Genomic DNA, 21,902 nt, shown 5'->3' on the forward strand with positions numbered 1-21,902 from the left:
CGCGGGTGCGCCGGCGGGGAGCAGGAAGTAACTGGGCAGGAGCGTCACGCCGGGGCCCRTCTGCGGTGCCGAGGTGCCCTCCTGCGAGCCAGCGCCGGGGCCGGCCTTCATGCCGAGCTGCTCTCCTGCGGGCCACCGCCCGAGCGGGGCTCCTCTTATTTGCCAGGACCGAAGCGGCACCCGATGGAGACGCTCCAGCCCAGTTACTCCGTGTTTAAGCCGGGTCCACCGTCCTCTAACGGCGGGATTCCGCGGGTGCGCCGGCGTGGAGCAGGAAGTAACTGGGCAGGAGCGTCGCGGCTTCACGGAGCCTTCTCCCAATGGCCCTCTAAACAGACCCAGGCGCGACCTGGAGCGTCGCGGTGCAAGGGTTTCCCACAGCATTTTCCCCTTATCCACAGCTCGTCCTGCGCGGCGCGCTCTTTTGCGTTGCAGTAATTGCGGCCCTCCCCGCCCCAAAGCGGTTGCCGGGCACGGGCCCGGTGAAGTTGTCCACAGGGGTTATCCACACTGTTGGTAACTTACAACGCTGTAGTTCACACCGGAGTGCCGGATCTGAGGGCCACAACTGGCGATTTTGCACCGAAGGTCTCGAGAATTTCCACAATTGTGGATAACTCCTGTGGGTGGTCCTGTGGTTAAGTGGACAACCCTGCCGGAAACGCGGGGAAATGACAGTTCTAAGCGGGCGGGGACGCTCACAGCAGCGAGGCTGAGCGCTCTACAGCGACACCGACGGCCTGTTCAAATCTGATTTCAACAGGGTTATTCACAGTGTTAATAACGTCGTCCTCGATGTTATCCGAGGAGATTTCCCGCCACGGGGCGCCAGGGCTGCGGAATCAAGGCTCGGATCGTGCACTTATCCCCAGATGTGGATAACTTGTGGGTACTGGGGTGTTGTTAAGTGGATAACCCGGCCGCGGCGCCCGGCGGAACGAGAGGGACCCCGCAATTGCGTGCTGCGGCCTCGGATTTCAGCTCCGGGGGCCAGAACAGGGCCAATGAGTTCACTTATCCACAGTCAATCCACACTGTTAATAACTCACACGCATGTAATTCAGCCGGGATGGCCGGGTGGAGCGTGCTTCTGAGGGCCACAGGGCACGGGGATGGTGGCAAGCCCGGTGGGAGCCCAAGGGAGTTATCAACAGTGTGGATAACTCCCCGCGGAGTTGTGCACAGCGGACGCCGTCAGCGGGGCCAGATTCCTGAGGCTCCGCGGCGGTGGCTGTCCAGCAGATGAGTATCGATCATGCCGATCGCTTCCATCAGGGCATACATCGTTGTGGGGCCGACAAACGCGAAACCCCGCTTCCGCAGCGCCTTGGACAGGGCGACCGACTCTGCCGACGTAGTGGGGATCTCCTCGTGGGAGGTCGGCTCAGGAGTGGAATCGGGCTGGAAGGCCCAAACGAAGTCAACCAGTCCGCCGTCGTCCCTCAGCGCAATCGTGGCCTGGGCGTTCGTGATGGCGGCCCTGATTTTGAGCCGGTTGCGAACGATCCCGGCGTCCAGGAGGAGACGCTCAACATCGGCTTCGGTGAACGCGGCCACGGTCTCGGGATGGAAGTCATGGAAGGCAGCCCGGAACGCGGGCCTTTTCCGGAGAATTGTGGCCCAGGAGAGTCCGGCCTGGAAGGCCTCGAGGCTGATGCGCTCGTACAGGCCCTGCTCGTCGCGTACCGGAAGCCCCCACTCGGTGTCGTAGTACTCGCGCAGCAGCGGATCCACGGCCGCCCACGGTGGCCGGGCCAGGCCGTCGTCGCCGATCACTGAGCCGATTACTGCCGCTGCCATCCGGTTTCCTTCCCTCGCGTTGTCCTCCGTTCCAGCATTATCGGTCCCCGGTCCGACATCCCGTTAACGCGAAAGACCGGTACACAGGGTGTACCGGTCTTTCGAGGGTTGCGGCGGGCCCTAGGAACGCCAGCGGGTGGTCATTAGGAAGCCGATGATGGCGATGCCAAAGCCGGCGATGATGTTCCCGGATCCCCAGGCTGCTACCGGAAGGGTGCCTTCGCTGATGTAGAAAGTGATGATCCACAGGAGGCCAATGATCATCAGGCCGAACATCACCGGCTTGAACCAGACGGGGTTGGGCTTATAGGCCTGGGCGGAGGTCTGCGGCGTTGCGTCGCTGGTCCTCTTACGGCGCTTTGACTCGGGCACGGGTCCTCCTGGGCGGCTGGAACAGGAGCGGGACCGTGGCTTGATATCCTGCAAGAAGGAATACACCGGCGGTCAGCGCGCTCTTGGTCATGTATGAGTTCTTATTCGGAGCCAATTCTAGCTGGAGTTCAGGCCACAGTGGTGTCCGCCGCGAACGTCCGGGAGGAGAAGCCACGTGCTGCAGCTGCAGGAATGATTCCGGGTGTTGATGGTTCAGTTCCTTTTCCCTGGATGGCACAATTCACCCAGTTCAGCGATTCAACGATTGGTTCAGCAAGGCATCCATGAGCACAACCAAGATCCTCGTCGTCGACAACTACGACAGCTTTGTCTACACCCTGGTGGGTTATCTCCAGGAACTCGGCGCGGAGACCACCGTGGTCCGCAACGACGACGTCACCCTGGCCGAGGCGATCGAGCTCGCGGAAGCGCGCGACGGCGTCCTCATCTCCCCGGGTCCCGGAAACCCCGCCGGCGCAGGAGTCTGCATCGAGCTGATCAAGTGGTGCGGCAGCCATAACAAGCCGATGCTGGGCGTCTGCCTCGGCCACCAGGCGCTGGCGGAGGCCTACGGGGGAACCGTGACGCATGCGCCCGAGCTGATGCATGGCAAGACGTCCCTCGTGGAGCATCACGGCGACAGTGTGTTTACCGGGCTGCCTTCGCCCTTCACGGCGACCCGCTACCATTCCCTCGCCGCCGTCCGGGAGAGCATCCCGGAGGTCCTGGAGATCACCGCGGAGACGGCCACCGGAGTGGTCATGGGGCTCCAGCACCGCACCGCGCCCCTCTGCGGGGTGCAGTTCCACCCGGAGTCCGTGCTCACCGAAGGCGGCTATCAGATGCTCGGCAACTGGCTCGAATCCCTCGGCATGGCCGGTGCGGCGCAGCGGGCCGCGGCGCTAAGCCCGCTCATTAAGCACTAGCGGGAGAACCCGCCCAGGAGCGATCCGCCTTCCTTTGCGCCCTTGCTCGACGTCGGGGTCGGAGTCGGCGTGGGACTCGGCGGCGGCGCGGGGGCCTTCGCGACGGTGACGCCGACCGTCTTGCCCTGTTCGACCAGGGCCTCCGCGGCGTCAGTTTGCCCGGTGACCTTGCCCGGTTCCACCTGGGAGTTTTCGACTTCAGTGACATTCATGCCAAGGCCCAGGGCCTTCAGCGCGGCCTCAGCCTCGGCGACGGGGAGGCCGACGAGCTGAGGGACCGCCACCTTCCCGGTGGACACGATGATTTCCACCGGGCTTCCCGCCGCAACGTTCTGCCCCGGCGCCGGGTTTGTGGTGATCACGATTCCGGCCGGGACCGTGGCACTGTTGGCCATGGTGGTGCCAGGTGCTCCGGCAAGACCCTTCTGGCGCAACACATCGCGGGCGGCAGCCTCCGTCCGCCCGGGAAGGTCCGCGGGGATGGTGATGACGCTGGGCCCCTCGGAGATATTGAGGGTGATGTCCGAATTCGGGTCCAGTGAGGCCCCCGTTGCCGGCACAGTGCCGACGGCGATGCCCTTGGCGATGGTCTCGTGCTGCATCCGGCTGAGCTGGGGTTTGAGCCCCGCGTTGTAGAGCTTCTGGAGGGCTTCGCTCTCGGTCAGTGACGTCACCGAGGGCACCAGGACCTTTGCCACGGGCGGCGGAGCCTGGTTCATCATGTTGTAAAGCCACAGGCCGCCGCCTGCCAGCACGAGGACCGTGAGGATCACCAGTGTCGTTATCCATGTCCGACGGCGGGACTTCTGTCCCGGCGTGTGTTCGCGCTCCGGGGGCAGGACCAAAGGCAGGCTGCCGGTATCCGCCGCGTCATAGGCGACACCTTCGGCCGCCAGGGCGTCGTCGTCATCAGCCGATGAATCCAGCGGCGGCCGGAGCCTGCCGGTGGGGGTCTCATCAAGGAACTTGGCGCCGGTGACCGAGAAAGCGGCTGTCGGTGTGCTGTCCGGAGTCGGGATGGTGTTCTGGGGATCGGTGGCAGCTTCGCTCGCAGCCGGAGGGACCACTCCGACTCCGCTCCGCGCCGCCCGGAGGGCCCGGCGGAATGCAGCGGCGTCCTGGAATCGGTCCGCACGGTTTTTCTGCAAAGCCTTCATCAGCACGCTGTCCAGCGCCTCTGAGACGTCCGGATTCAAGCTGCTGGCAAGTTCGGGGATTTCGCGCACGTGCTGGTAGGCCACGGAAACAGGGCTGTCGCCGATGAACGGCGGCCGGCCGGCCAGCATCTCGTACAGCAAACATCCGGCGGAGTACAGATCGCTCCGGGCGTCCACGGTCTCCCCGCGCGCCTGTTCCGGTGAGAGGTACTGGGCGGTCCCCACCACGGCCTGGGTCTGCGTCATGGTCGCCGCAGAGTCAGCCATGGCGCGGGCAATCCCGAAGTCCATGACTTTCACGCTGTTGGAATCCGGGCAGAACATCACATTGGCCGGCTTGATGTCGCGGTGGACGATCCCGGCCTTGTGGCTGTAATCCAGGGCAGCGAGGACGCCCAGGGTGAAGTCGATCGCCTGGTCGATGCTGACGTCCTTGGCCCTGATCAGGTCCCGGATCGTCTTCCCGGAGACGAACTCCATGACGATGTACGGCACCCGGACCGTGTCCTCGTGGTCACCGGGCACGGCATGGTCGCCGGTGTCATAGATGGCAACGATCGAGGGATGGTTCAGGGCGGCCACCGACTGCGCCTCGCGCTTGAACCTGGCCTGGAACTGGGGGTCCCTGGCCAGGTCCGGACGCAGCAGCTTGACCGCAACGGTGCGTCCCAGGCGGGTGTCGACGCCTCGGAAGACATCGGCCATGCCGCCGCGGCCGATCAGCTCACCCAGCTCATAACGCCCACTGAGGACGCGCTGCGTGTTCACGGGGCCGCGGTCCTCCCGGTGTGATGGGGTGCGGGGTGAATTGGACATGGTGGCCTACGTTCCCGTGGGGCTCGGGGTGGTGGTTGAAGCAGCTGCGGCGGCTTTGGCCAGGTGGTAGGTCACGAGGGAACCGGCAGGCACCTTGCTGCCGGACGCGGGCTCGGAGCTGACGAAGGTGCCGGCCTTTTCTTTCTTGTTGGTGGGGTCGACAGGCTCGCCCTTGGCCCAGCGGAGACCGGCACCCTCGATGGCCTGCTGGACGGCGGCTTCGCTTGCGCCGGACTGTATTGACGGGACCGTCACTAATTCCGGGCCCTTGGAGTACGACACGGTAATAGTCGTGCCGGGCTGGACCCGGCCGGCCGGGTCGATGTTGGTAACCGTTCCGGGCGCGGAAGCGTCGAAGACTTCTGCTCCGGTGACGCCCAGGCCAAGGCCGATCAGTTCGCTGCGGACATCGTTGTAAGGCCGGCCCAAGTAGCTTTCCGGGACCAGGTTGATGGCCGCCGGGGTGGACTGGGTCGGGGTCGCGGAGCTGCTGGTGGGGCTGGCGCTCGTAGACGTGGGCGAGGCCTTGGTGGTTGTCGGCGCGCTGGTGGTGGCCGCACTGCTCGCCGGTGTCTCCGGGAACAGGATTCCGGCCTGGGTGAGCACGACGCCCACCAGCGAGAACAGCACCAGCAGGATCAGGGCGATCAGGGGCCAGGTCCAGGGGCTGCGGCCGCGGCGTTCCGGCTCATCGACGGGCTCGTCGTAGTCGTCGTCCTCCTCCTGGACCCACGTGCGTTCCGCGGCGAGGGCATCGGCGCGCGAGAGCGTGTTGCGGGCGCCATAAGCACTGGCCGCGGCCGCTCCGGCAGCCAGCCCTGCCGCGGCGCCCGCGCCGGCGGCCCCCACAACAGGCAAAGCCGACGTGGCCGACGTCGTACGGTCTGCCGCGCCAATGACACCGGTCGCGGCCGTGGGCAGGTCCACTGGCGCGGTGATGGGACCCGTTGTCTGCTCGAAGAGCAGCATGCCCGGAACGGCGGCGTGCGCTGCGGCGATGTCGCCGTTGCGGATGGCTTCGGCGGCCTCGGAGAGTTTGAGGGCGTCGGCCGGGCGGTTCTTGGGATCCTTGGCCAGCATGGACATCAGCAGGGCCCGGACCGGCTTGGGCAGGGTCTCCGGCAGAGGCGGCGGCGCGTCGTTGACCTGGGCCAGCGCGATGGCGATCTGGGACTCGCCGGAGAACGGGCGGTGCCCGGTGAGGCACTCATAGCCGATCACGCCGAGGGCGTAGATGTCCGAGGCGCCGGTGGCGAGCTGGCCGGTGGCCTGTTCGGGAGCGAGGTACTGGGCAGTGCCCATCACCTGCCCGGTCTGGGTGAGCGGGACCTGGTCCGCGAGGCGGGCGATGCCGAAGTCCGTGACCTTGACGCGGCCGTCCGGCGTGATCAGCAGGTTGCCCGGCTTGATATCGCGGTGGACCAGGCCCTGGGCGTGTGCCACCGACAGCGCGCGCGCCGTCTGGGCGATCATGGACAGGGTCCGGTCCGGGGAGAGCACCTGTTCGTGCTCGATGATGCTGCTCAGCGGCTGGCCCGGAACCAACTCCATGACGAGGTAGGCGGAGCCCTCTTCCTCGCCGTAGTCAAAGACGTTGGCGATGCCCACGTGGTTCAGGAGCGCAGTGTGGCGTGCCTCTGCCCGGAACCGCTGGAGGAAACCGGGGTCGCCCGTGTACTCCTCTTTGAGCACCTTGATGGCGACGATGCGGCCAAGGATCAGGTCTTTGGCTTTCCAGACTTCTCCCATGCCGCCGATTGCAATACGGGTGGTCAGCTGAAACCTGCCGCCGAGGGTGATTCCTGATGAAGGCCTCACTTATTCAACACCGCCTCAAAAATCTTCTTCGCATTCGGACTGGTTAGCTTTGCGCCGGTGGTGATGTCTACGCCTTCAATGACGATGGTGACAGCCACTTGCGGGTCATTCGCCGGGGCAAACCCGGTAAACCATGAGTTGTTCAGGCCGTTGCCGAGTTCCGCGGTACCGGTCTTGCCGGCCACCTTGACGCCGGGCACCGCCGCCTTGCTGGCGATGCCGTCGTCGACAACGCTGACCATCCACTCGTTGATCTGCCGGGCAATGTCAGGCGTGGTGGAGGTCCGCAGGGCCCGGGGTTTGGGCTCGCTGATCGGCCGCAGGTCCGGGGAACGCACAGCCTTGATCAGGTTCGGCTGCATCTGCACACCGTTGTTGGCGATCGCAGCGGTCATCTGGTTGATCTGCAGCGGGGTGGCCCGGACGTCCCGCTGGCCGATCGACGACTGGGCGAGGCTGGCGTCATCCAGTTTTTCGGTCGGGAAGAAACTCGCCGCGGAGTCCAGCTTCAGGTCCTTACCCCAGTCCTCCCCGAAGCCGAACTTCTCGGCCTCGTCCGCTATTGCCTGCTGTCCCAGGTCCAGGGCGATGCTGGCAAACGGGGTATTGCAGGATTGCTGCAGGGCGAAGGCAAAAGTCGCGGTGTCGCGGGTGTAGCAGTTGCCGCCGGCGTAGTTGGGCAGCGTGTACTGGATTCCCGGGAAGGTCATCTCCGCCGGGTTGGGCAGGATGCTGTCCTTGTTGTACTTTCCGGATTTCAGCGCCGCGGATGTGTCGATGAGCTTGAAGACTGACCCCGGGGCCAGCAGTTCCCCGGTGGGTCCGCTGACGTTCTGGTTCAGGTTGATCCCGGGAATCTTGTTCAGCTCCGCGAAGTTGGCGGCCTCAGCCACCGGGTCCTGGGTGGCGATCAGGTTGGGATCGTAGGAAGGCTTGGACACCATGGCGATGATCGCGCCGGTCTTCGGGTTAGTCACCACGATTGATCCGCGCTGGCCGTCCGGGATGAGGTCGAAGGCGAGCTGCTGGATTTTGGGGTCGAGGGTGAGTTCCACCGAGGCGCCCTTGGGCTGGTTGCCCAGGAAGAGCTGGCCCGCACGGTCCAGGAACTGCTGGTCCGAGCTGCCCGCAAGCTCCTTGTTCATTGTGCTCTCCAGCCCGGTCACGCCGAAGCTCCTGGAGAAGTAGCCGGTGATCCCGGCGTAAGGCTCGGGCTGCGTGTAGGTGCGCTGGAATTTGCAGCTCTCCGACGCTGGCACGGACTCGGCCACGGGGGTGCCGCCAACGATGATAGCGCCGCGGTCGTTGCAGTAGTTCTGCAGGAGCGTGCGCTTGTTCCAGGCGTTGGCCTCGAGGGCGTCGGCGCCGATCACTTGGACGTAGCTGAGGGCGCCGAAGATCAGCACGAACATGGCGATTGAGGCTATCCAGGCATTGCGGATGGCTTGGTTCACAGCTTCACCGCCTCGGTGGGAGCGTCCGGACTGTTCCGTCCGCCGCCGGGAAGGGCGGCCGGCTTCGAAGGCATGGCAGGAGTGGCTTTCTGTGCGTCGGGTTCTTCGCCGGGGGCCAGCGGGGTGGTATCCACCGGGCCGCGCGCCGAGTGCGAGATCATCAGCAGCAGACCGACGATGATCCAGTTGGCCAGCAGCGATGAACCGCCCGCGGCCAGGAACGGGGTGGTGAGGCCGGTGAGTGGAATAAGCCGGGTGACGCCGCCGATCACGACGAAGCACTGCAGGGCTATGGCGAAGGAGAGCCCGGTGGCCAGGAGCTTCCCGAACGCGTCCCGGGTGCCGAGTGCCGCGCGGAAGCCCCGGGTGAAGAGCAACAGGTACATCAGGACGATCGCGAAGAGACCAATCAGGCCCAGTTCCTCACCAAAGGAGGCAATGATCATGTCGCTGTTGGCGAAGGGCACCAGATTGGGGCGTCCTTGGCCGAGGCCGGTGCCCACCAGTCCGCCGTTTGCCATGCCGAACAGTCCTTCGACGATCTGCAGGCTGCCGCCGAACTCCCGTCCGTAGACCTCGTCGGTGAATGCGTTGATCCAGCCGTCAATCCGGAGCGCGACATGGGAGAAGACGCGGGAGGCGACGAATCCGCCGACAGCGATGAGGCCGACGCCGATGATCACCCAGCTGATGCGGCTCGTTGCGACGTAGATCATCACCAGGAAAAGGCCGAAGAACAGGATCGAGGAACCCAGGTCGCGCTGGAAGATCAGGACGCCGATGCTCACCAGCCAGGCGGCGAGCATCGGGCCCATGTCCTTGAACCGCGGGAATTGGATGGGTCCGACTTTCCGGCCGGCCAGCAGGATGAGATCCCGGTTGGAGGAAAGATACCCGGCGAAGAATATAGCGAGCGTGATCTTGGCTATTTCACCGGGCTGGAAGGTCATGGATCCGAACTTGATCCAGACCCGCGCCCCCAGGATTTCACCGGCCGAAATTCCGGGTACCAGCGGCAGGATCAGCAGGACCGCACTGACGGCAAGGGAAATATAGGTGAAACGACGGAGGACGCGGTGGTCCTTGAGGAACCATATGACGGCGATCGAGACAGCCATCGCCACCAGGGTCCAACGCAGCTGGTTGTTGCCCGTGTCTTCCCCGACCCGGTCCAACCGGTGGATCATCGCCAGCCCGAGGCCGTTGAGGGCCACCACCAGTGGAAGTATTACCGGGTCGGCATATTTTGCGCGCAGGCGCAGCACCAGGTGGAACGCCAGGGCGGCCGCGGCCAGCAGGCTCGACTGGAACCAGAAATCGGTATCGAAGGCCTTCTGCTTGTCGACGCCCACCAGGGCGTTGGCGCCGATGCCGACGGCGAGGGCCAGCACCAGCAGGAGCAGCTCGATATTGCGCCGCGGCTTGGGAGTGGGGTCGATGGGGGTCACTGGCCCACCCCGCAGAACGGAGCAGAGGGTGAAGGTGTGGAAGTGCCGGCCGTGCCGGGGCTCGCCGTGGCACCCGGGCTCGCTGTCGCGGCGGGCGTGGCGGGGGTCGGGGAGGGAGTGATGCACTCGTCCGCCGGGGCGGTGGTGCCGGTGCGCTCGAGGTTCTTGACGATCCGCTGGGCGTCATAGAGGTCGCGGGCCGGGACGGTCTGGCGCACCCGCTGCTGGGAGAATTCGGGGAGATCTGACATCCGGATTTCGGTCTCCGCTTCGAGGGTTGAAAGCTGGATGGGTCCCAGGCGCTGGGAGACCCCGTTGAAGATGGCCACGTGCTGGTTGTGCTCCCCGATGTAGTACCGCGTCTGGGTCCACGCATAGCCGAGCCACAGACCCACCGTCAGTAGTGCCACGATGGCGGCGGCAATGGAGACCGTCACCCAGCGGCGGGGCCGGCCGGCCGGGCTGTACTCCTCAGCCTCTTCCTTCGCCTGCTCCGACTTGTGGGTCAGGACGGTGGCTGCCCGGCGCGCCATGGTCCGTCCCGCGATGGTGGGGATGGAACCGGACTCCGCGGCAGACGCAGCGGCGCCCACGAGTTCGTGGGGGCGGCCGGACAGTTCCTCGCGGAGCACTTCGGCGGACAGGTGCTCACCCAGGTGCGGATCAGTGGAAGTCGCCGGTTCGCCCTTGCCGGCGGCACCGCCATTCGGATTTTCTCCCGCCGGGCCGGCCTCGGTTGGAGCGTCCGGTGCTGTGCGCGGGACAGTGGCTGTTGCTTCGCCGCCTTCGGAGGTCTTGAGCGGTGCTTCAACAGTCTTCGCTGCCCCAAAGGTGCTTCCGGTCCGCCGCGGGGCGTCCCCGGACACCGTCGCGGTCACGGTGGAGACCGGCGTGGCGGGGACAATTTCGACGGCGGCGGTGCGGACGTCGTCGATCGTCTGTTCGGCGATTTCCAGCATCACAACGGTGACGTTGTCCGGGGCGCCGGCCTCGAGGGTGAGATCAACCAGCAGTTCGACGCATTCGCGCAGGTTCCTGGTCTCCCGGACGGTGCGCTCCACGACGTGGCCGGCCACGTAGTTCAGGCCGTCGGAACAGAGCAGCCAGCGCTCACCCGCTTCGACGTCGAGGGTATCCAGGTCCAGTTCCGGGCTTGCGTCGACGTCGCCGAGGACGCGCATCAGGACGTTCTTGTGCGGATGTGTTTCCGCCTCTTCGGGCCGGAGCCGGCCTTCGTCGATGAGGCGCTGGACGAACGTGTGGTCCACGCTTACCTGTTCGAATTCGCCGTTCCGCAGGCGGTACGCGCGGGAGTCGCCAATGTGGGCGAAGTGCAGCTTGCCTTCGGCCAGGAGGAGGGCCGTGACGGTGGTGCCCATGCCCGCCAGCTTGGGATTGATGTGCACGAGCTCGGAGAGCAGCGAATTGGCGGTCTGGATCTCGTCGGCCAGGACGGTGCCGGCGTCGCCGTCGTAGTCGTCGTTGTCGAGATGGATCATGTCGAGCACCGTGGCGGCCGAGGCGACATCGCCGCCGGCGTGTCCGCCCATGCCGTCGGCAACGACGGCGAGGTGGCGGCCGACATACGCGGAGTCGTCGTTTTTCGCACGCACACGGCCGACGTCGGAACGCGCGGCGTAACGCATGATGAGCGGCCGCGACGGGGCAGTTGGTTTGCCTTCGGCCCTGTCCGCGGGAAGATCCGGGGCAGCCATGGCTACGGCCTCAATTCGATGACCGTCTTGCCGATTCTCACGGGGACACCGAGCTCAACGGGCAGTGCCCTGGTGAGCTGCTGATCGGCCAGGTAGGTGCCGTTGGTGGAGCCAAGATCCTCGATGAACCAGCGGCTGCCCTGCGGGAACAGGCGGGCGTGGCGTCCCGAGGCGTAGTCATCCTCCAACACGAGGGTGGCTTCCTGGGCGCGGCCGAGCAGGATGGGGCTGGCTGCCAGCGGGATCGTGGTGCCCTTGAGGGGACCTTCGGTCACCACCAGCTGGCGCGGCTGCTGCCTAACGGGGGCGGCCGGTTCGGCCAGCGCGGGGTTCTTGCGGACCTGCCGCGCCGTGGGGGCGCCCGCTGCTGCCTTGCGGCCGACCATGAGGTCGCGTCGCATGGCGGCAACAATGCTGAAGATCAGGACCCACAGGAGCAGGAGGAAACCGAAGCGCAGGGCGGTGATTGTCAGTTCGCTCACTGGCGGCCGCCTGGGCTGGCGGGCAAAAGGCGGTAGATAATCTTGGTCCGTCCCATTGTGATCGTGGAGCCGTCGGTGAGTTCCGAGGACCCCACGATCTTGTGGCCGTTGACGTAGCTGCCGTTCGTGGAACCCAGGTCGACGGCCTGCGCAGTGCCCGGCCCCGTCCGGATTTCCAGATGGCGGCGGGAAACGCCGGTGTCGTCAATGAGGATGTCTGCGTCGGAGGAGCGGCCGAGGACGATCGAGGGCGCGTTCAGCGAATAGCGCTGGCCGTCGATGTCCAACACCGGCTGCATCCGTGAGGGCTGGCGCGTCGGCGCGGCAGGCATCCCGCCGTGTGCCGGCTGGGCCGGTGCGGACGGGGAGGAGGACTTTTCGGTTCGCGACTTGATCTCGAAATCTCCGGCGCGGCGTTCCTCATCGCGGCGGAAGCTGATCCGGACGGGACCCTGGAGAGTGTAGCCCTGGCTGCGCACGTGGTTGATGACGACGTCGCACAGTTCCTCGGCCAGCGGGGTGCCCCATTCCTGGGCCCGCTGGAAATCGTCCTCGCTGAGGAGGACGTCGAAGACGTTGGGTGCCAAGGTGCGTCCCGCGGCGATAGTGATGGCCTTGTTGTCCACCTCGCGGCGGAGGTGGCTCGCGATCTCGACAGGCTCAACCTGGGCACGAGAACCGGTGGAGAAGACTCCGCGGACGGCCTTTTCGATGCCGCGCTCGACTTTGTCCAGCAATCCCATGGTCCTTCTCCTTTCGTGACGGCTGCAGGGCAGCATTCGTTCCGGAACTCGGTTTCCCACATCTGCGGGAGCCCGCTGGTAACGGGCACTCCTACATCAGATACTACTGGGCGAGTCTGGGAATGGCCTTAATGAGCGTCGCCACTCCGTGCCGGAAAATTACGTCGGACCGGCCCTGACATGCGCTGACGGCGCTGCGCTCCGCCGGTCCGGGCAGGCCTTCATCCGGTCTGGGCGGGGTCCGCCCGCCCACCCTTTACTGCCCCTCCGGGGGCCGATTGGTGTTTTCCCGCGGTTGTCCGTTATGCTTGATCTCGCTGCTTTTACGAGGTTGACGGTCCGGATTCCGGGCCAATAATTGAGTGGAAGAAGTTGCGCGCGAGTGGCGGAACGGCAGACGCGCTGGCTTCAGGTGCCAGTGTCCGAAAGGGCGTGGGGGTTCAAATCCCCCCTCGCGCACGCATTAGAACCCCGGTCTTCGGACCGGGGTTCTTTCATTTAACACCGGGCCGCCGAGCTGGCCGGGCATGGCCGCCGGCTTACCCGCGCAGGGCCCCGAATCCGGTAATGAGCGCCTCCAGACCGAGTTCAAAGGCAACGTCGGCCTGGTTTTCGTACCCCTGGTCGCCCAGGCGCGCCACGGCGGCCGTGAAGTTCGGCGTCGATTCCGCCATGCTTCCGGAGTCGAAGATGTCCGCCGGAGCGGTGACGTCGTAGGCCGAGCCGAAGATGAAGGACTCCAGGGCCACGATCGCCGAAATGATGCGCTCCTGGGGGAAGCCGGCCCGGCTGAATCCGGCGCTGACAGCCTCGTACATGGCCAGCGTCTTCGGCGCATCGGTCACCGGCAGCACGGCGATGACCGGGATCAGCGGCGTGTGCTTGGAAAAAACGTCGCGGTAGCTCCAGGCCCAGCTGCGCACCGCCTGGTCCCACGGTTCGGCGTCGAACGCGGACACATCCACGAAGGACGTCAGGTGGTCCTGGACCAGGACCAGGACGTCCCGCTTGGACGAGACATGGTTGTACAGGGCCGACGGCGCCACGTTCAGCGTCCGCGCCAGGGCCGCCATGGTGAACCCGTCATAACCGCTCTTTCCGATGAGCTGCAGCGTCGCCGAAGTAATGCCGTCCTGGTCGAGAACGGCGGCGGGCGGCCGGCCCACCCTGCGGCGCGGCTTCGCGTCGTGCCGGTGCGGATCTGCAGGGGCGCTGGTTGATGCCGGCATTGCTCTGCCCTTTCTGGCGTCGCTGGGGTGGTCCCATTCTGCCCCTACTTTACGGGCACTTTTACGGCGAAATTTTCTTGCGCAGGGGGTCTTCCCTGATGCATCCGAAGGGTCTATAGTCAATTCTAAATGAACGGCATTCATTTAGTGGTCCGCATCACTTTCGCGGACGCAGAGAGGACATCATGCTGGAACTTGACCGCGACGTCGTCATCGTCGGAGCAGGCCCCTCCGGGCTGACCGCTGCCCGCGAACTGAAGAAGGCCGGCCTGAGCGTCGCCGTCCTGGAGGCCCGCGACCGCGTCGGCGGCCGCACCTGGACCGACACGATCGACGGCGCCATGCTGGAAATCGGCGGCCAGTGGGTCTCCCCGGACCAGACCGAGCTGCTGGCGCTCCTCGACGAACTCGGCCTGAAGACCTACTCCCGCTACCGCGACGGCGAATCCGTCTATGTCGGCGCCGACGGCAAGCGCACCCTGTACACGGGCGACTCCTTCCCGGTCGGCGAAACCACCGCAGCGGAAATGGACAAGCTCACCGCCCTGCTGGATTCCCTCGCCGCCGAGATCGGCCCCGCGGAGCCGTGGGCGCACCCCAAGGCCCGCGAACTGGACACCATTTCCTTCCACCACTGGCTGCGCGAGAACTCCCCGGACGAGGAGGCCTGCAACAACATCGGCCTCTTCATCGCCGGCGGGATGCTGACCAAGCCCGCCCACGCCTTTTCCGCCCTGCAGGCAGTGCTGATGGCAGCCTCCGCCGGATCGTTCTCACACCTCACCGACGAGGACTTCATCCTCGACAAGCGGGTCATCGGCGGCATGCAGCAGGTCTCCCTGCTGATCGCCGAAGAACTGGGAGACGACGTCGTGCTGGACAGCCCGGTGCGCACCATCAACTGGCGCGCGGCCGCGCCAGGGGACAACGCGGGGGGCCACACCGTGACCGCCGTGTCGGAACGCGCCACGGTGAACGCACGCTTCGTGATCATGGCCGTGCCGCCGAACCTCTACTCCCGGGTCTCCTTCAACCCGCCGCTGCCGCGCCGCCAGCACCAGATGCACCAGCACCAGTCACTCGGCCTGGTCATCAAGGTCCACGCCGTCTACAGCAGCCCGTTCTGGCGCGAGGACGGCCTCTCCGGAACCTGCTTCGGTGCCGGCGCCCTCGTCCAGGAGGTTTACGACAACACCAACCACGAGGACGAGCGCGGGACGCTGGTCGGCTTCGTGTCGGATGAAAAGGCCGATGCCATGTTCGAACTCAGCGCCGAGGACCGCCGCCGGGCCATCCTCGAATCGATTGCCGGGTTCCTGGGGGACAAGGCCCTCGAACCGGAGGTCTACTACGAATCCGACTGGGGGTCGGAGGAATGGACCCGTGGCGCCTATGCCGCCAGCTACGATCTCGGCGGCCTGCACCGCTACGGCAAGGACCAGCACGCGCCGGTCGGCCCCATCTACTGGTCCTGCTCCGACCTCGCTGCCGAGGGCTACCAGCACGTTGACGGCGCGGTCCGGATGGGTCGCCACACAGCGGCCCGGATCGTCGCAGCGGCCGACCGTACTTCCGTGGCGTCCAACTAGCCCGGCGCTTCCAGACAATCCACCTAAAGTTCAGAAAGGACCGGCCAGATGCGTTACGTAGTGGGGTATTCAGCCAATGCCAGAGGCCATGATGCCGTCAATCTGGCCGTGGCCCTGGCGCGCGGCCGCGGTGCCAGCCTGGACCTCGTATTGGTGGTCCCTGAAGTGCAGCAGTTCGGCGCGGCGCACGCACCCAAAGCCGGTTTCGAGACCGTCCTGAACGAGCAGGCACGTGAATGGCTCGACGAGGCCCTCAAACTCGTTCCGGCCGACGTCCCCGCGAAGGCGCATATCCGCAGCGGCGACTCCGACTCGCACGCGCTGATCGAGGCGGCCGAGGAACTAGGGGCGGACGTCCTGGTCATCGGGGCAACCAGCAACGGGCTGTTCAAGCGGTTCACCATCGGTTCGGTGGCCAGCGCGCTGCTCCACGCGTCCACCGTGCCTGTGGCACTGGCTCCCCACGGCTACCACCGCACGGAGGCCCTGACCCGGATCAGCTGCGGCTTGGGAACCAGGGCAGGGGCCGAGAAGCTGCTCGATTTCGCGATCGGCATGGCGGCGTACCGGAAGGTCCCGTTGCGGGTGGTGTCCCTGCTCGCGCTCGACGGCGGCAACGTAACCGATGCGGCCGAGGCCGCCCGCGAGTATGCGGAGAAGGCCCTCGCCGCAGCCGCGCCGGTCGACCCGTCCGGCGTCCAGTTGGCGGCAAAGACGGACGTCGCCGTCGCACATGGCCGGAGCATCGAAGAGTCCGTGGACGACCTCGACTGGGAAGACGGCGAAGTCCTGGTGATCGGCTCCAGCCGCCTCGCCCAGGCCCGCTCCATCTTCCTGGGCAGCACCGCGAACCGGATCCTGCGCGCCCTCCCGGTGCCGATGCTCGTGGTTCCCAGCGGCTACGAACTCAAGCACCAGAACCACTCAACGTCGAATGACACGTCCGGAGAGGCACACCAATGAGCACTGAACACGTGACGGCCAAAGCCTCGCACGACACCCACGCAGGACTGAGCGCCAAGGGCCTCAAAGCCGGATCGGTAGGCCTGATCGGCGCCGTCGTCATCGGTGTGTCCTGTATTGCTCCCGCCTATACGCTGACCGCGGCCCTGGGCCCCACCGTCGCCGAAGTCGGCGTCCAGCTGCCGGCCATCTTCCTGGTGGGCTTCATTCCGATGCTGCTGGTTGCCTTCGGCTACCGGGAACTGAACAACGCCATGCCCGACGCCGGAACCTCCTTCACCTGGGCATCACGCGCCTTCGGCCCCTGGATCGGCTGGATGGGCGGCTGGGGACTGATCGCAGCGACGATCATTGTGCTCTCCAACCTGGCGGCAGTGGCCGTGGACTTCTTCTACCTCATGCTGGCCCAGCTGTTCGGCAACCCCGAACTGGCGGACCTGACGCTGAACCTGCCGCTGAACATCGCCACCACGCTGGTGTTCATCGCGTTGGCCTGCTGGATCTCCTACCGCGGCATGGAAACCACGAAGGGTGTGCAGTATGTGCTGGTCGCGTTCCAGCTTCTGGTGCTCGGCTGGTTCGCTGTCGCCGCATTCAGCCACGTCGCCAACGGCACGGCCTTCGATGCCACGGCGATCACGCCCGAGTGGTTCAACCCGTTCGCCGTCCAGTCCTTCTCGGCCTTTGCCGCGGGCGTCTCCCTCTCGATCTTCATCTACTGGGGCTGGGACGTCACCCTGACCATGAACGAGGAAACCCGCAACCCGGAGAAGACCCCGGGCCGTGCGGCTACCGTCACCGTGCTGGTCATCGTGGTCATCTACATGACCGTCGCACTGGCCACGCTGGCGTACGCCGGCATCGGCCAGGAAGGCCTGGGGGCCGGAAACCCGGAAAACCAGGGCAGCATCTTTGCCGTCCTCGCCGGGCCGGTCATGGGCCCCTTCGCCATCCTGATGTCCTTGTCCATCCTGAGCAGCTCGGCCGCGTCCCTGCAGTCGACCTTCGTCTCACCGGCCCGGACGCTGCTGTCGATGGGGCACTACAAGGCGCTGCCGGCCCAGTTCGGCAAGATCAGCCCTACGTTCAAGTCCCCGAGCTACGCCACCATCGCCGCTGCCATCGCCGCCGCCGCGTTCTACGTCATCACCCGGACCACCTCCGAGAACGCTTTGTGGGACACCATCACCGCTCTCGGCATGATGATCTGCTTCTACTACGGCGTCACCGCCCTGGCCTGCGTCTGGTTCTTCCGGGCCGAGGCCTTCAGCGGGGCGCGGGCGTTCTTCTTCAAGTTCCTCTCCCCGCTCCTGGGCGGCGTCATCCTGCTGGTGATGTTCTTCAAGACCGCCTATGACTCCATGGACCCGGCCTACGGGTCCGGATCCTCCGTCGGCGGGATTGGCCTCGTGTTCGTCCTGGGCATGGGAGTGATCTTGCTCGGCGTGGTGCTCATGCTGGTCATGTACAAGATCCGCCCGGAGTTCTTCAAGGGCAAGGTTCTGGCAAGGGGTTAGTCGGCTCCCGCCGCCCTGCACCGGAAGGTCCTCCTACCGCCCGCCATTGGAAAGTAAGCAAACTTACCAATAGGCTGACGGGAGGGGGACCTTCCCCCGTTCGGAACCAGAACGAGGTGGCAGCATGTCGAACGCAGAGAACATCAGCAAAGTCACGGACATCATCAACGATTCAAGGATCGGGATGTTCACCACCGTCAACGAAGAAGGCGCGCTGGTCAGCCGGCCGCTGGCCGTCCAAAAGGTGCTGGACGACGGCGATATGTGGTTCTTCACCTCCGCCACCACCTCGCAGGTGGCCCATGTCCAAGCAAACCCGCGCGTCAACGTGTCCTTCGGGAAGCGGACGGAGTGGGTGTCGGTGGCTGGGACGGCTCAGGTCGTCGCCGACCGCCAGAAGATCCATGAGCTGTGGAACCAGACGGTGGAGGCCTGGTTCCCGGACGGCCCCGACACCCCCGAGGTGGTGCTGCTGCACGTCGATTCGGATTCCGCCGAATACTGGACCAGCCCGGGAGGAACCGCCGCGACCGTGCTGCAGTGGGTCAAGTCCAAGGTCACGAACAGCCGGATGAGCGTCGGCGAAAGTGGCACGGTCGAGCTCTAAGTGCCGCACCCCGGCGGGTCCCTATCCGCCGGGCACTTATCCGCCCGACCCGGGGGCATCCCTGCGTCGGCCTAGTCGATGATCTTCAGCCCGGTCGTCCAGTTGAAATCCGCGTACGCGGGGTTGGCCTGCAGGGCCATCACAAGGAGCTGGAATCCCTCCAGCTCCCGCGCATGCCTCAACCCGCCCACCCGCAGCGGCCGGAGACCGGCGGCTGCAGCGAACGACGCGACCGTGTTGGCTGCGTCCTCGGAGTCCGAGGCGATGAAGACATCCAATGGCATCCCGCCCGTGACGCCGGCTGTCAGCGGGGCGGCGAATGTGGTGTTGAAGGCCTTGACCACTGCTGCGCCCGGAAGCAGCGCGGCGATTTCCTCGGCGGCCGAGGAACCCGGTTCGACGATGAGGGAATCGAAGGTCTCCGGGTCAGTCGGGTTGCTGATCTCCACGACGGTCTTGCCGCTGAGGGTGTCGCCGTAGTGCGTCGCGACTTCCTTGGCCGGTCCGAAGTACAGGGCCAGCACCACGATGTCCCCTTCCGGGATATCGCCGAGTCCTCCGGAGGCGGTGTCAGCGCCCAGCCCGGCCGCGAGTTCGGCAGCGTGTTCCGGGGACCGGCTGAGGATCTGGAGCGAGCGTCCGGCTGCCACGGCCCGGGTTCCGATCGCCCGGGCCATGTTGCCGCTGCCGATGATGGTGATGTCTGTCATGGGGCTTCCTTCCGGGGCTGACTGTGAAATACAGGGGCGTGGAGCTCAGCGCTTGGGGTGCGCGGTGTCAGCCGAGTGCCGGACCCGCAGTGGGAAGTCCGGCGGGCCGGGTCGGGGTGTCGTGCCGGACGCCCGCAGCCCGTTCGGCGTCGGCGAGGGCCTGTTCCAGCCGGTCGACGGCCGGGGCATAGGCGGCGTCCGAGCCGCCGCGGAGCTGCTCCGCGGCCTTCATTGCCCGGATCAAGGCGGCGGTCTCCGGCTGGCGCGCGTCACTCATGGCCGGGTAGTCGATGCTGTGCGCGGGGTCCAGTTCGTAGCGCTGCCATCGGGCCAGGACGCTGCGGTGCCGGGCCGCGGCAGCCTCGTTGCTGGCGGCGATGTCCCGAGAAGCGCGCCGGGCCTCCTGCCGGCTGAAGACCCGTGGCGACCAGAAGTAGGAAGCGGCAGCGGCAGCGGCGGCAAGAACCCCCAGCAGCAGGCCGGCCCACGGTGCTGCCAGGGCGGGAAGGACCACGGCCGGCGCCACGATGGCGAGTCCGGCAAAACCATCCCAGAACACCGAGTCCGGCAGGCCGTCGTTACCATCGGCCGAATGCTTCCGGATGAGATACACCGAAGCTCCGGAAGCGCACACAACGATGACAGCCAGGGCAAACAATTGCCACAGCGGGAATGGGGCGGGCTCGAACAAGAACGGCATTCCAACACCTCCAGGGATCCGCCCCGGGCGGGCGCGGTTCCGCTGATTCCATTGGAATCCATTGGAGGCGGGCCGTCAATGGCCCCGGAACTGTGCGAAGCCCCGTGCGGTGGGTTCGGTTCACAGCCGGGTCCGTCGCGGCGTAGCCTAGGGCCCATGCGACTGAAAATGTGCAGTATCCACGTCAAGGACCCCGCCGCCGCCTTCGAGTTCTACACCGGAATCCTGGGCTTCGAGAGCCTTCTGGCTATGCCGGAGCACAACCTGTTCATCGTGAAAGACCCGGCCGGGTCCGGCAGCGGATCAGCCGGGCTCCTGCTGGAACCCAGCGACAACCCGATCGGGGCCGCCTATATGAACGGCTGCCACGACGCCGGGATGCCCGCGATTGTCCTGGGCGTACCCGACGTCCGGGCCGAGTTCAAGCGGCTTACGGCTAAGGGCGTGATTTTCCAGGGCGAGCCCTCCGACGGTCCCGGCGGCACCACTGCGGTGTTCGACGACGGGTGCGGGAACTTCGTCCAACTCCACCAGGACTAGCCGGCCAAGGATCGCGCCGGCCGGGAGCCGGGCCGTGCCCCGGGCAGGGCGGCAGCGGCTACTCGGCCGCGGCGCGTGCCTTCTTGGCGTCCTTCTTCGCAGCCTCGTCCTTGACCCGCTGGGCCTCGGCGCGGACGGCGGCGTGGGTGGAACGCTCGGCGACCAGCCAGGCCGGGGGAGCCTGCAGCAGCGCGGTGATTTCCGCCGTCGTGAGCGCTTCCTCAACGCCGCCGCGGGCCAGGCCGCTGATGGAGACGTTGAGCTTCTGGGCGACTACCGGGCGGGGGTGCGGGCCGTTGCGCCGCAGTTCCGCCAGCCACTCCGGCGGGTTGGCCTGGAGCTCGGCGAAATCGGCGCGCGTGATGACCGAATCCTGGAACTCCTGGGGTGTTGCGGGCAGGTAGATGCCAAGCTTCTTGGCAACGGTGGCCGGCTTCATGGACTGGGAGTTTGCAGAGGTCATGCTTCAAGGGTATCCGGCCAGAGGCTGGCTGGGCACCGGCACTGAGCCCTGACACCCGCCGTGCACCGGGCCGGGCGGTACTGTGAACATGTGTCCGCAGCAGAAGAAGCACCCCAGACCCCCGACGAAACCGCCGCAGAACCGGCCGAAGCAGCCGTGCGGGAGCTGCGTTTTGCTTACGTCGCCGGCGTCACCCCGGGCAAATGGGTCCGGCGCTGGGAAGAGCGGATGCTGGATGTTCCGCTGCGCTCCTTTATGTCCGACGACGGCGCGCAGCTCACGGTCCTGCGCGACGGGTCCGCGGACCTGAGCTTCGTCCGGCTCCCGGTGGAGCGCGAGGGCCTGAGCGTCATCCCGCTGTACGAAGAACAGCCCGTGGTGGTGGCGCCCAAGGGACACGAGATCTCCGTGTTCGAAGAGGTAGCCCTGGCAGACCTGTCCAAGGAGACGTTCCTGGACGTGGCTGAACTCGGCGGACCGGAGATGGCCGTGCAGGTGGTGGCCACAGGCGCCGGTCTGGTGATCCTGCCGATGTCCGTCGCACGGCACTTCAACGTCAAGGACACCGTGGCGCGGAAACTCACCGGCGCACCCACGACCCAGATCGCCCTGGCGTGGCCCAGTGACAGCACGGATGAGGTGATCGAGGAGTTCATCGGGATCGTCCGCGGGCGCACCGCCGCGAGCTCCCGGCAGCCCTCCTCCCAGCAGGAAAAGCCCAAGAAGGAACCGAAGCCGGACCGGCGCGGTCCCGCCGTCAAGAAACCCAAGGTGGCGCAGCGCTACGCGCCGAACCCGGACAAGGGCCGCGGGAAGGGCTCCCGGAAGAAGGGCAAGCGTTAAGCGAACCCCG

At 66.1% G+C, this 21,902-nt stretch carries 20 protein-coding genes and 1 tRNA gene; 8 read left to right on the forward strand and 13 right to left on the reverse strand.

What is annotated here, in order from left to right; genetic code table 11:
• Positions 1 to 1,194: 1,194 nt before the first annotated feature.
• Both AB4Y67_RS05400 and AB4Y67_RS05405 read right to left on the reverse strand, forming a co-directional pair.
• The gene (locus tag AB4Y67_RS05400; RefSeq protein ID WP_441404758.1) at positions 1,195 to 1,800 is read right to left on the reverse strand and encodes a DNA-3-methyladenine glycosylase I; all 606 of its coding nucleotides are present in this window, start codon (positions 1,798 to 1,800) and stop codon (positions 1,195 to 1,197) included.
• Between the two features lie 120 nt (positions 1,801 to 1,920).
• The gene (locus tag AB4Y67_RS05405; protein ID WP_441404759.1) at positions 1,921 to 2,172 is read right to left on the reverse strand and encodes a cell division protein CrgA; all 252 of its coding nucleotides are present in this window, start codon (positions 2,170 to 2,172) and stop codon (positions 1,921 to 1,923) included.
• 284 nt (positions 2,173 to 2,456) lie between these two features.
• On the opposite strand from AB4Y67_RS05405, the gene AB4Y67_RS05410 reads away from it, so the two are divergent.
• Positions 2,457 to 3,098: an aminodeoxychorismate/anthranilate synthase component II gene (locus tag AB4Y67_RS05410; protein WP_441404760.1), complete on the forward strand. Its 642-nt coding sequence runs from the start codon at positions 2,457 to 2,459 to the stop codon at positions 3,096 to 3,098.
• Here the strand turns inward: AB4Y67_RS05410 and pknB are convergent.
• Genes pknB through AB4Y67_RS05445 form a run of 7 tightly spaced genes read right to left on the reverse strand, consistent with a single transcriptional unit; the run spans position 3,095 to position 12,731 of the window.
• Complete coding sequence (gene pknB, locus AB4Y67_RS05415) at positions 3,095 to 5,071, reverse strand: Stk1 family PASTA domain-containing Ser/Thr kinase (protein ID WP_441404761.1); 1,977 nt, start codon at positions 5,069 to 5,071, stop codon at positions 3,095 to 3,097. The two genes, AB4Y67_RS05410 and pknB, sit on opposite strands and share 4 nt — an antisense overlap.
• Before the next feature lie 6 nt (positions 5,072 to 5,077).
• Positions 5,078 to 6,889: a protein kinase domain-containing protein gene (locus AB4Y67_RS05420; RefSeq protein WP_441404762.1), complete on the reverse strand. Its 1,812-nt coding sequence runs from the start codon at positions 6,887 to 6,889 to the stop codon at positions 5,078 to 5,080.
• Positions 6,886 to 8,343: a peptidoglycan D,D-transpeptidase FtsI family protein gene (locus AB4Y67_RS05425; RefSeq protein WP_441404763.1), complete on the reverse strand. Its 1,458-nt coding sequence runs from the start codon at positions 8,341 to 8,343 to the stop codon at positions 6,886 to 6,888. The genes AB4Y67_RS05420 and AB4Y67_RS05425 overlap by 4 nt, the downstream gene beginning before the upstream one ends.
• Positions 8,340 to 9,791: an FtsW/RodA/SpoVE family cell cycle protein gene (locus tag AB4Y67_RS05430; RefSeq protein WP_441404764.1), complete on the reverse strand. Its 1,452-nt coding sequence runs from the start codon at positions 9,789 to 9,791 to the stop codon at positions 8,340 to 8,342. Before AB4Y67_RS05430 ends, AB4Y67_RS05425 begins: the two co-directional genes overlap by 4 nt.
• Positions 9,788 to 11,506, reverse strand: a complete 1,719-nt coding sequence (locus AB4Y67_RS05435; protein WP_441404765.1) for a PP2C family protein-serine/threonine phosphatase — start codon at positions 11,504 to 11,506, stop codon at positions 9,788 to 9,790. The genes AB4Y67_RS05430 and AB4Y67_RS05435 overlap by 4 nt, the downstream gene beginning before the upstream one ends.
• Before the next feature lie 2 nt (positions 11,507 to 11,508).
• A complete protein-coding gene (locus AB4Y67_RS05440; RefSeq protein WP_441404766.1) occupies positions 11,509 to 11,988 on the reverse strand; it encodes an FHA domain-containing protein FhaB/FipA in 480 nt (159 codons plus the stop codon).
• Positions 11,985 to 12,731 carry an FhaA domain-containing protein gene (locus tag AB4Y67_RS05445; protein ID WP_441404767.1) on the reverse strand — a complete coding sequence of 249 codons (747 nt, stop codon included), beginning with the start codon at positions 12,729 to 12,731 and terminating at the stop codon, positions 11,985 to 11,987. Before AB4Y67_RS05445 ends, AB4Y67_RS05440 begins: the two co-directional genes overlap by 4 nt.
• Positions 12,732 to 13,107: 376 nt before the next feature.
• On the opposite strand from AB4Y67_RS05445, the gene AB4Y67_RS05450 reads away from it, so the two are divergent.
• Positions 13,108 to 13,190: transfer RNA gene (locus AB4Y67_RS05450), tRNA-Leu, on the forward strand.
• Positions 13,191 to 13,270: 80 nt separating this feature from the next.
• Here the strand turns inward: AB4Y67_RS05450 and AB4Y67_RS05455 are convergent.
• Complete coding sequence (locus AB4Y67_RS05455) at positions 13,271 to 13,960, reverse strand: TetR/AcrR family transcriptional regulator (protein ID WP_441404768.1); 690 nt, start codon at positions 13,958 to 13,960, stop codon at positions 13,271 to 13,273.
• A 185-nt stretch (positions 13,961 to 14,145) separates the two neighbouring features.
• Between AB4Y67_RS05455 and AB4Y67_RS05460 the strand changes: the two genes are divergently transcribed.
• The 4 genes from AB4Y67_RS05460 (at position 14,146) to AB4Y67_RS05475 (ending at position 18,636) form a co-directional block, all read left to right on the forward strand.
• The gene (locus tag AB4Y67_RS05460; protein WP_441404769.1) at positions 14,146 to 15,549 is read left to right on the forward strand and encodes a flavin monoamine oxidase family protein; all 1,404 of its coding nucleotides are present in this window, start codon (positions 14,146 to 14,148) and stop codon (positions 15,547 to 15,549) included.
• Between the two features lie 48 nt (positions 15,550 to 15,597).
• Entirely contained in the window at positions 15,598 to 16,512 is a 915-nt protein-coding gene (locus AB4Y67_RS05465; RefSeq protein ID WP_441404770.1) for a universal stress protein, read from the forward strand.
• A complete protein-coding gene (locus AB4Y67_RS05470) occupies positions 16,509 to 18,029 on the forward strand; it encodes an APC family permease (RefSeq protein WP_441404771.1) in 1,521 nt (506 codons plus the stop codon). The genes AB4Y67_RS05465 and AB4Y67_RS05470 overlap by 4 nt, the downstream gene beginning before the upstream one ends.
• A gap of 124 nt (positions 18,030 to 18,153) precedes the next feature.
• Positions 18,154 to 18,636 (forward strand): pyridoxamine 5'-phosphate oxidase family protein, encoded by a 483-nt coding sequence (locus AB4Y67_RS05475; protein ID WP_441404772.1) that lies wholly within the window; start codon positions 18,154 to 18,156, stop codon positions 18,634 to 18,636.
• 71 nt (positions 18,637 to 18,707) lie between these two features.
• Here AB4Y67_RS05475 and AB4Y67_RS05480 read toward each other — a convergent pair whose 3' ends face one another.
• The gene (locus AB4Y67_RS05480) at positions 18,708 to 19,346 is read right to left on the reverse strand and encodes an NADPH-dependent F420 reductase (RefSeq protein ID WP_441404773.1); all 639 of its coding nucleotides are present in this window, start codon (positions 19,344 to 19,346) and stop codon (positions 18,708 to 18,710) included.
• A gap of 67 nt (positions 19,347 to 19,413) precedes the next feature.
• Complete coding sequence (locus AB4Y67_RS05485) at positions 19,414 to 20,046, reverse strand: hypothetical protein (protein ID WP_441404774.1); 633 nt, start codon at positions 20,044 to 20,046, stop codon at positions 19,414 to 19,416.
• Between the two features lie 156 nt (positions 20,047 to 20,202).
• On the opposite strand from AB4Y67_RS05485, the gene AB4Y67_RS05490 reads away from it, so the two are divergent.
• On the forward strand, positions 20,203 to 20,586 hold the full coding sequence (locus AB4Y67_RS05490) for a VOC family protein (protein ID WP_441404775.1): 384 nt from the start codon (positions 20,203 to 20,205) through the stop codon (positions 20,584 to 20,586).
• Between the two features lie 58 nt (positions 20,587 to 20,644).
• On the opposite strand, the gene AB4Y67_RS05495 is transcribed toward AB4Y67_RS05490, so the two are convergent.
• A complete protein-coding gene (locus AB4Y67_RS05495) occupies positions 20,645 to 21,049 on the reverse strand; it encodes a DUF5997 family protein (RefSeq protein WP_441404776.1) in 405 nt (134 codons plus the stop codon).
• Positions 21,050 to 21,139: 90 nt separating this feature from the next.
• Between AB4Y67_RS05495 and AB4Y67_RS05500 the strand changes: the two genes are divergently transcribed.
• Complete coding sequence (locus AB4Y67_RS05500) at positions 21,140 to 21,892, forward strand: LysR substrate-binding domain-containing protein (protein ID WP_441404777.1); 753 nt, start codon at positions 21,140 to 21,142, stop codon at positions 21,890 to 21,892.
• Positions 21,893 to 21,902: the final 10 nt, after the last annotated feature.

The sequence above is a fragment of the Arthrobacter sp. YAF17 genome (genome assembly GCF_052113365.1).
Lineage (GTDB): Bacteria > Actinomycetota > Actinomycetes > Actinomycetales > Micrococcaceae > Arthrobacter.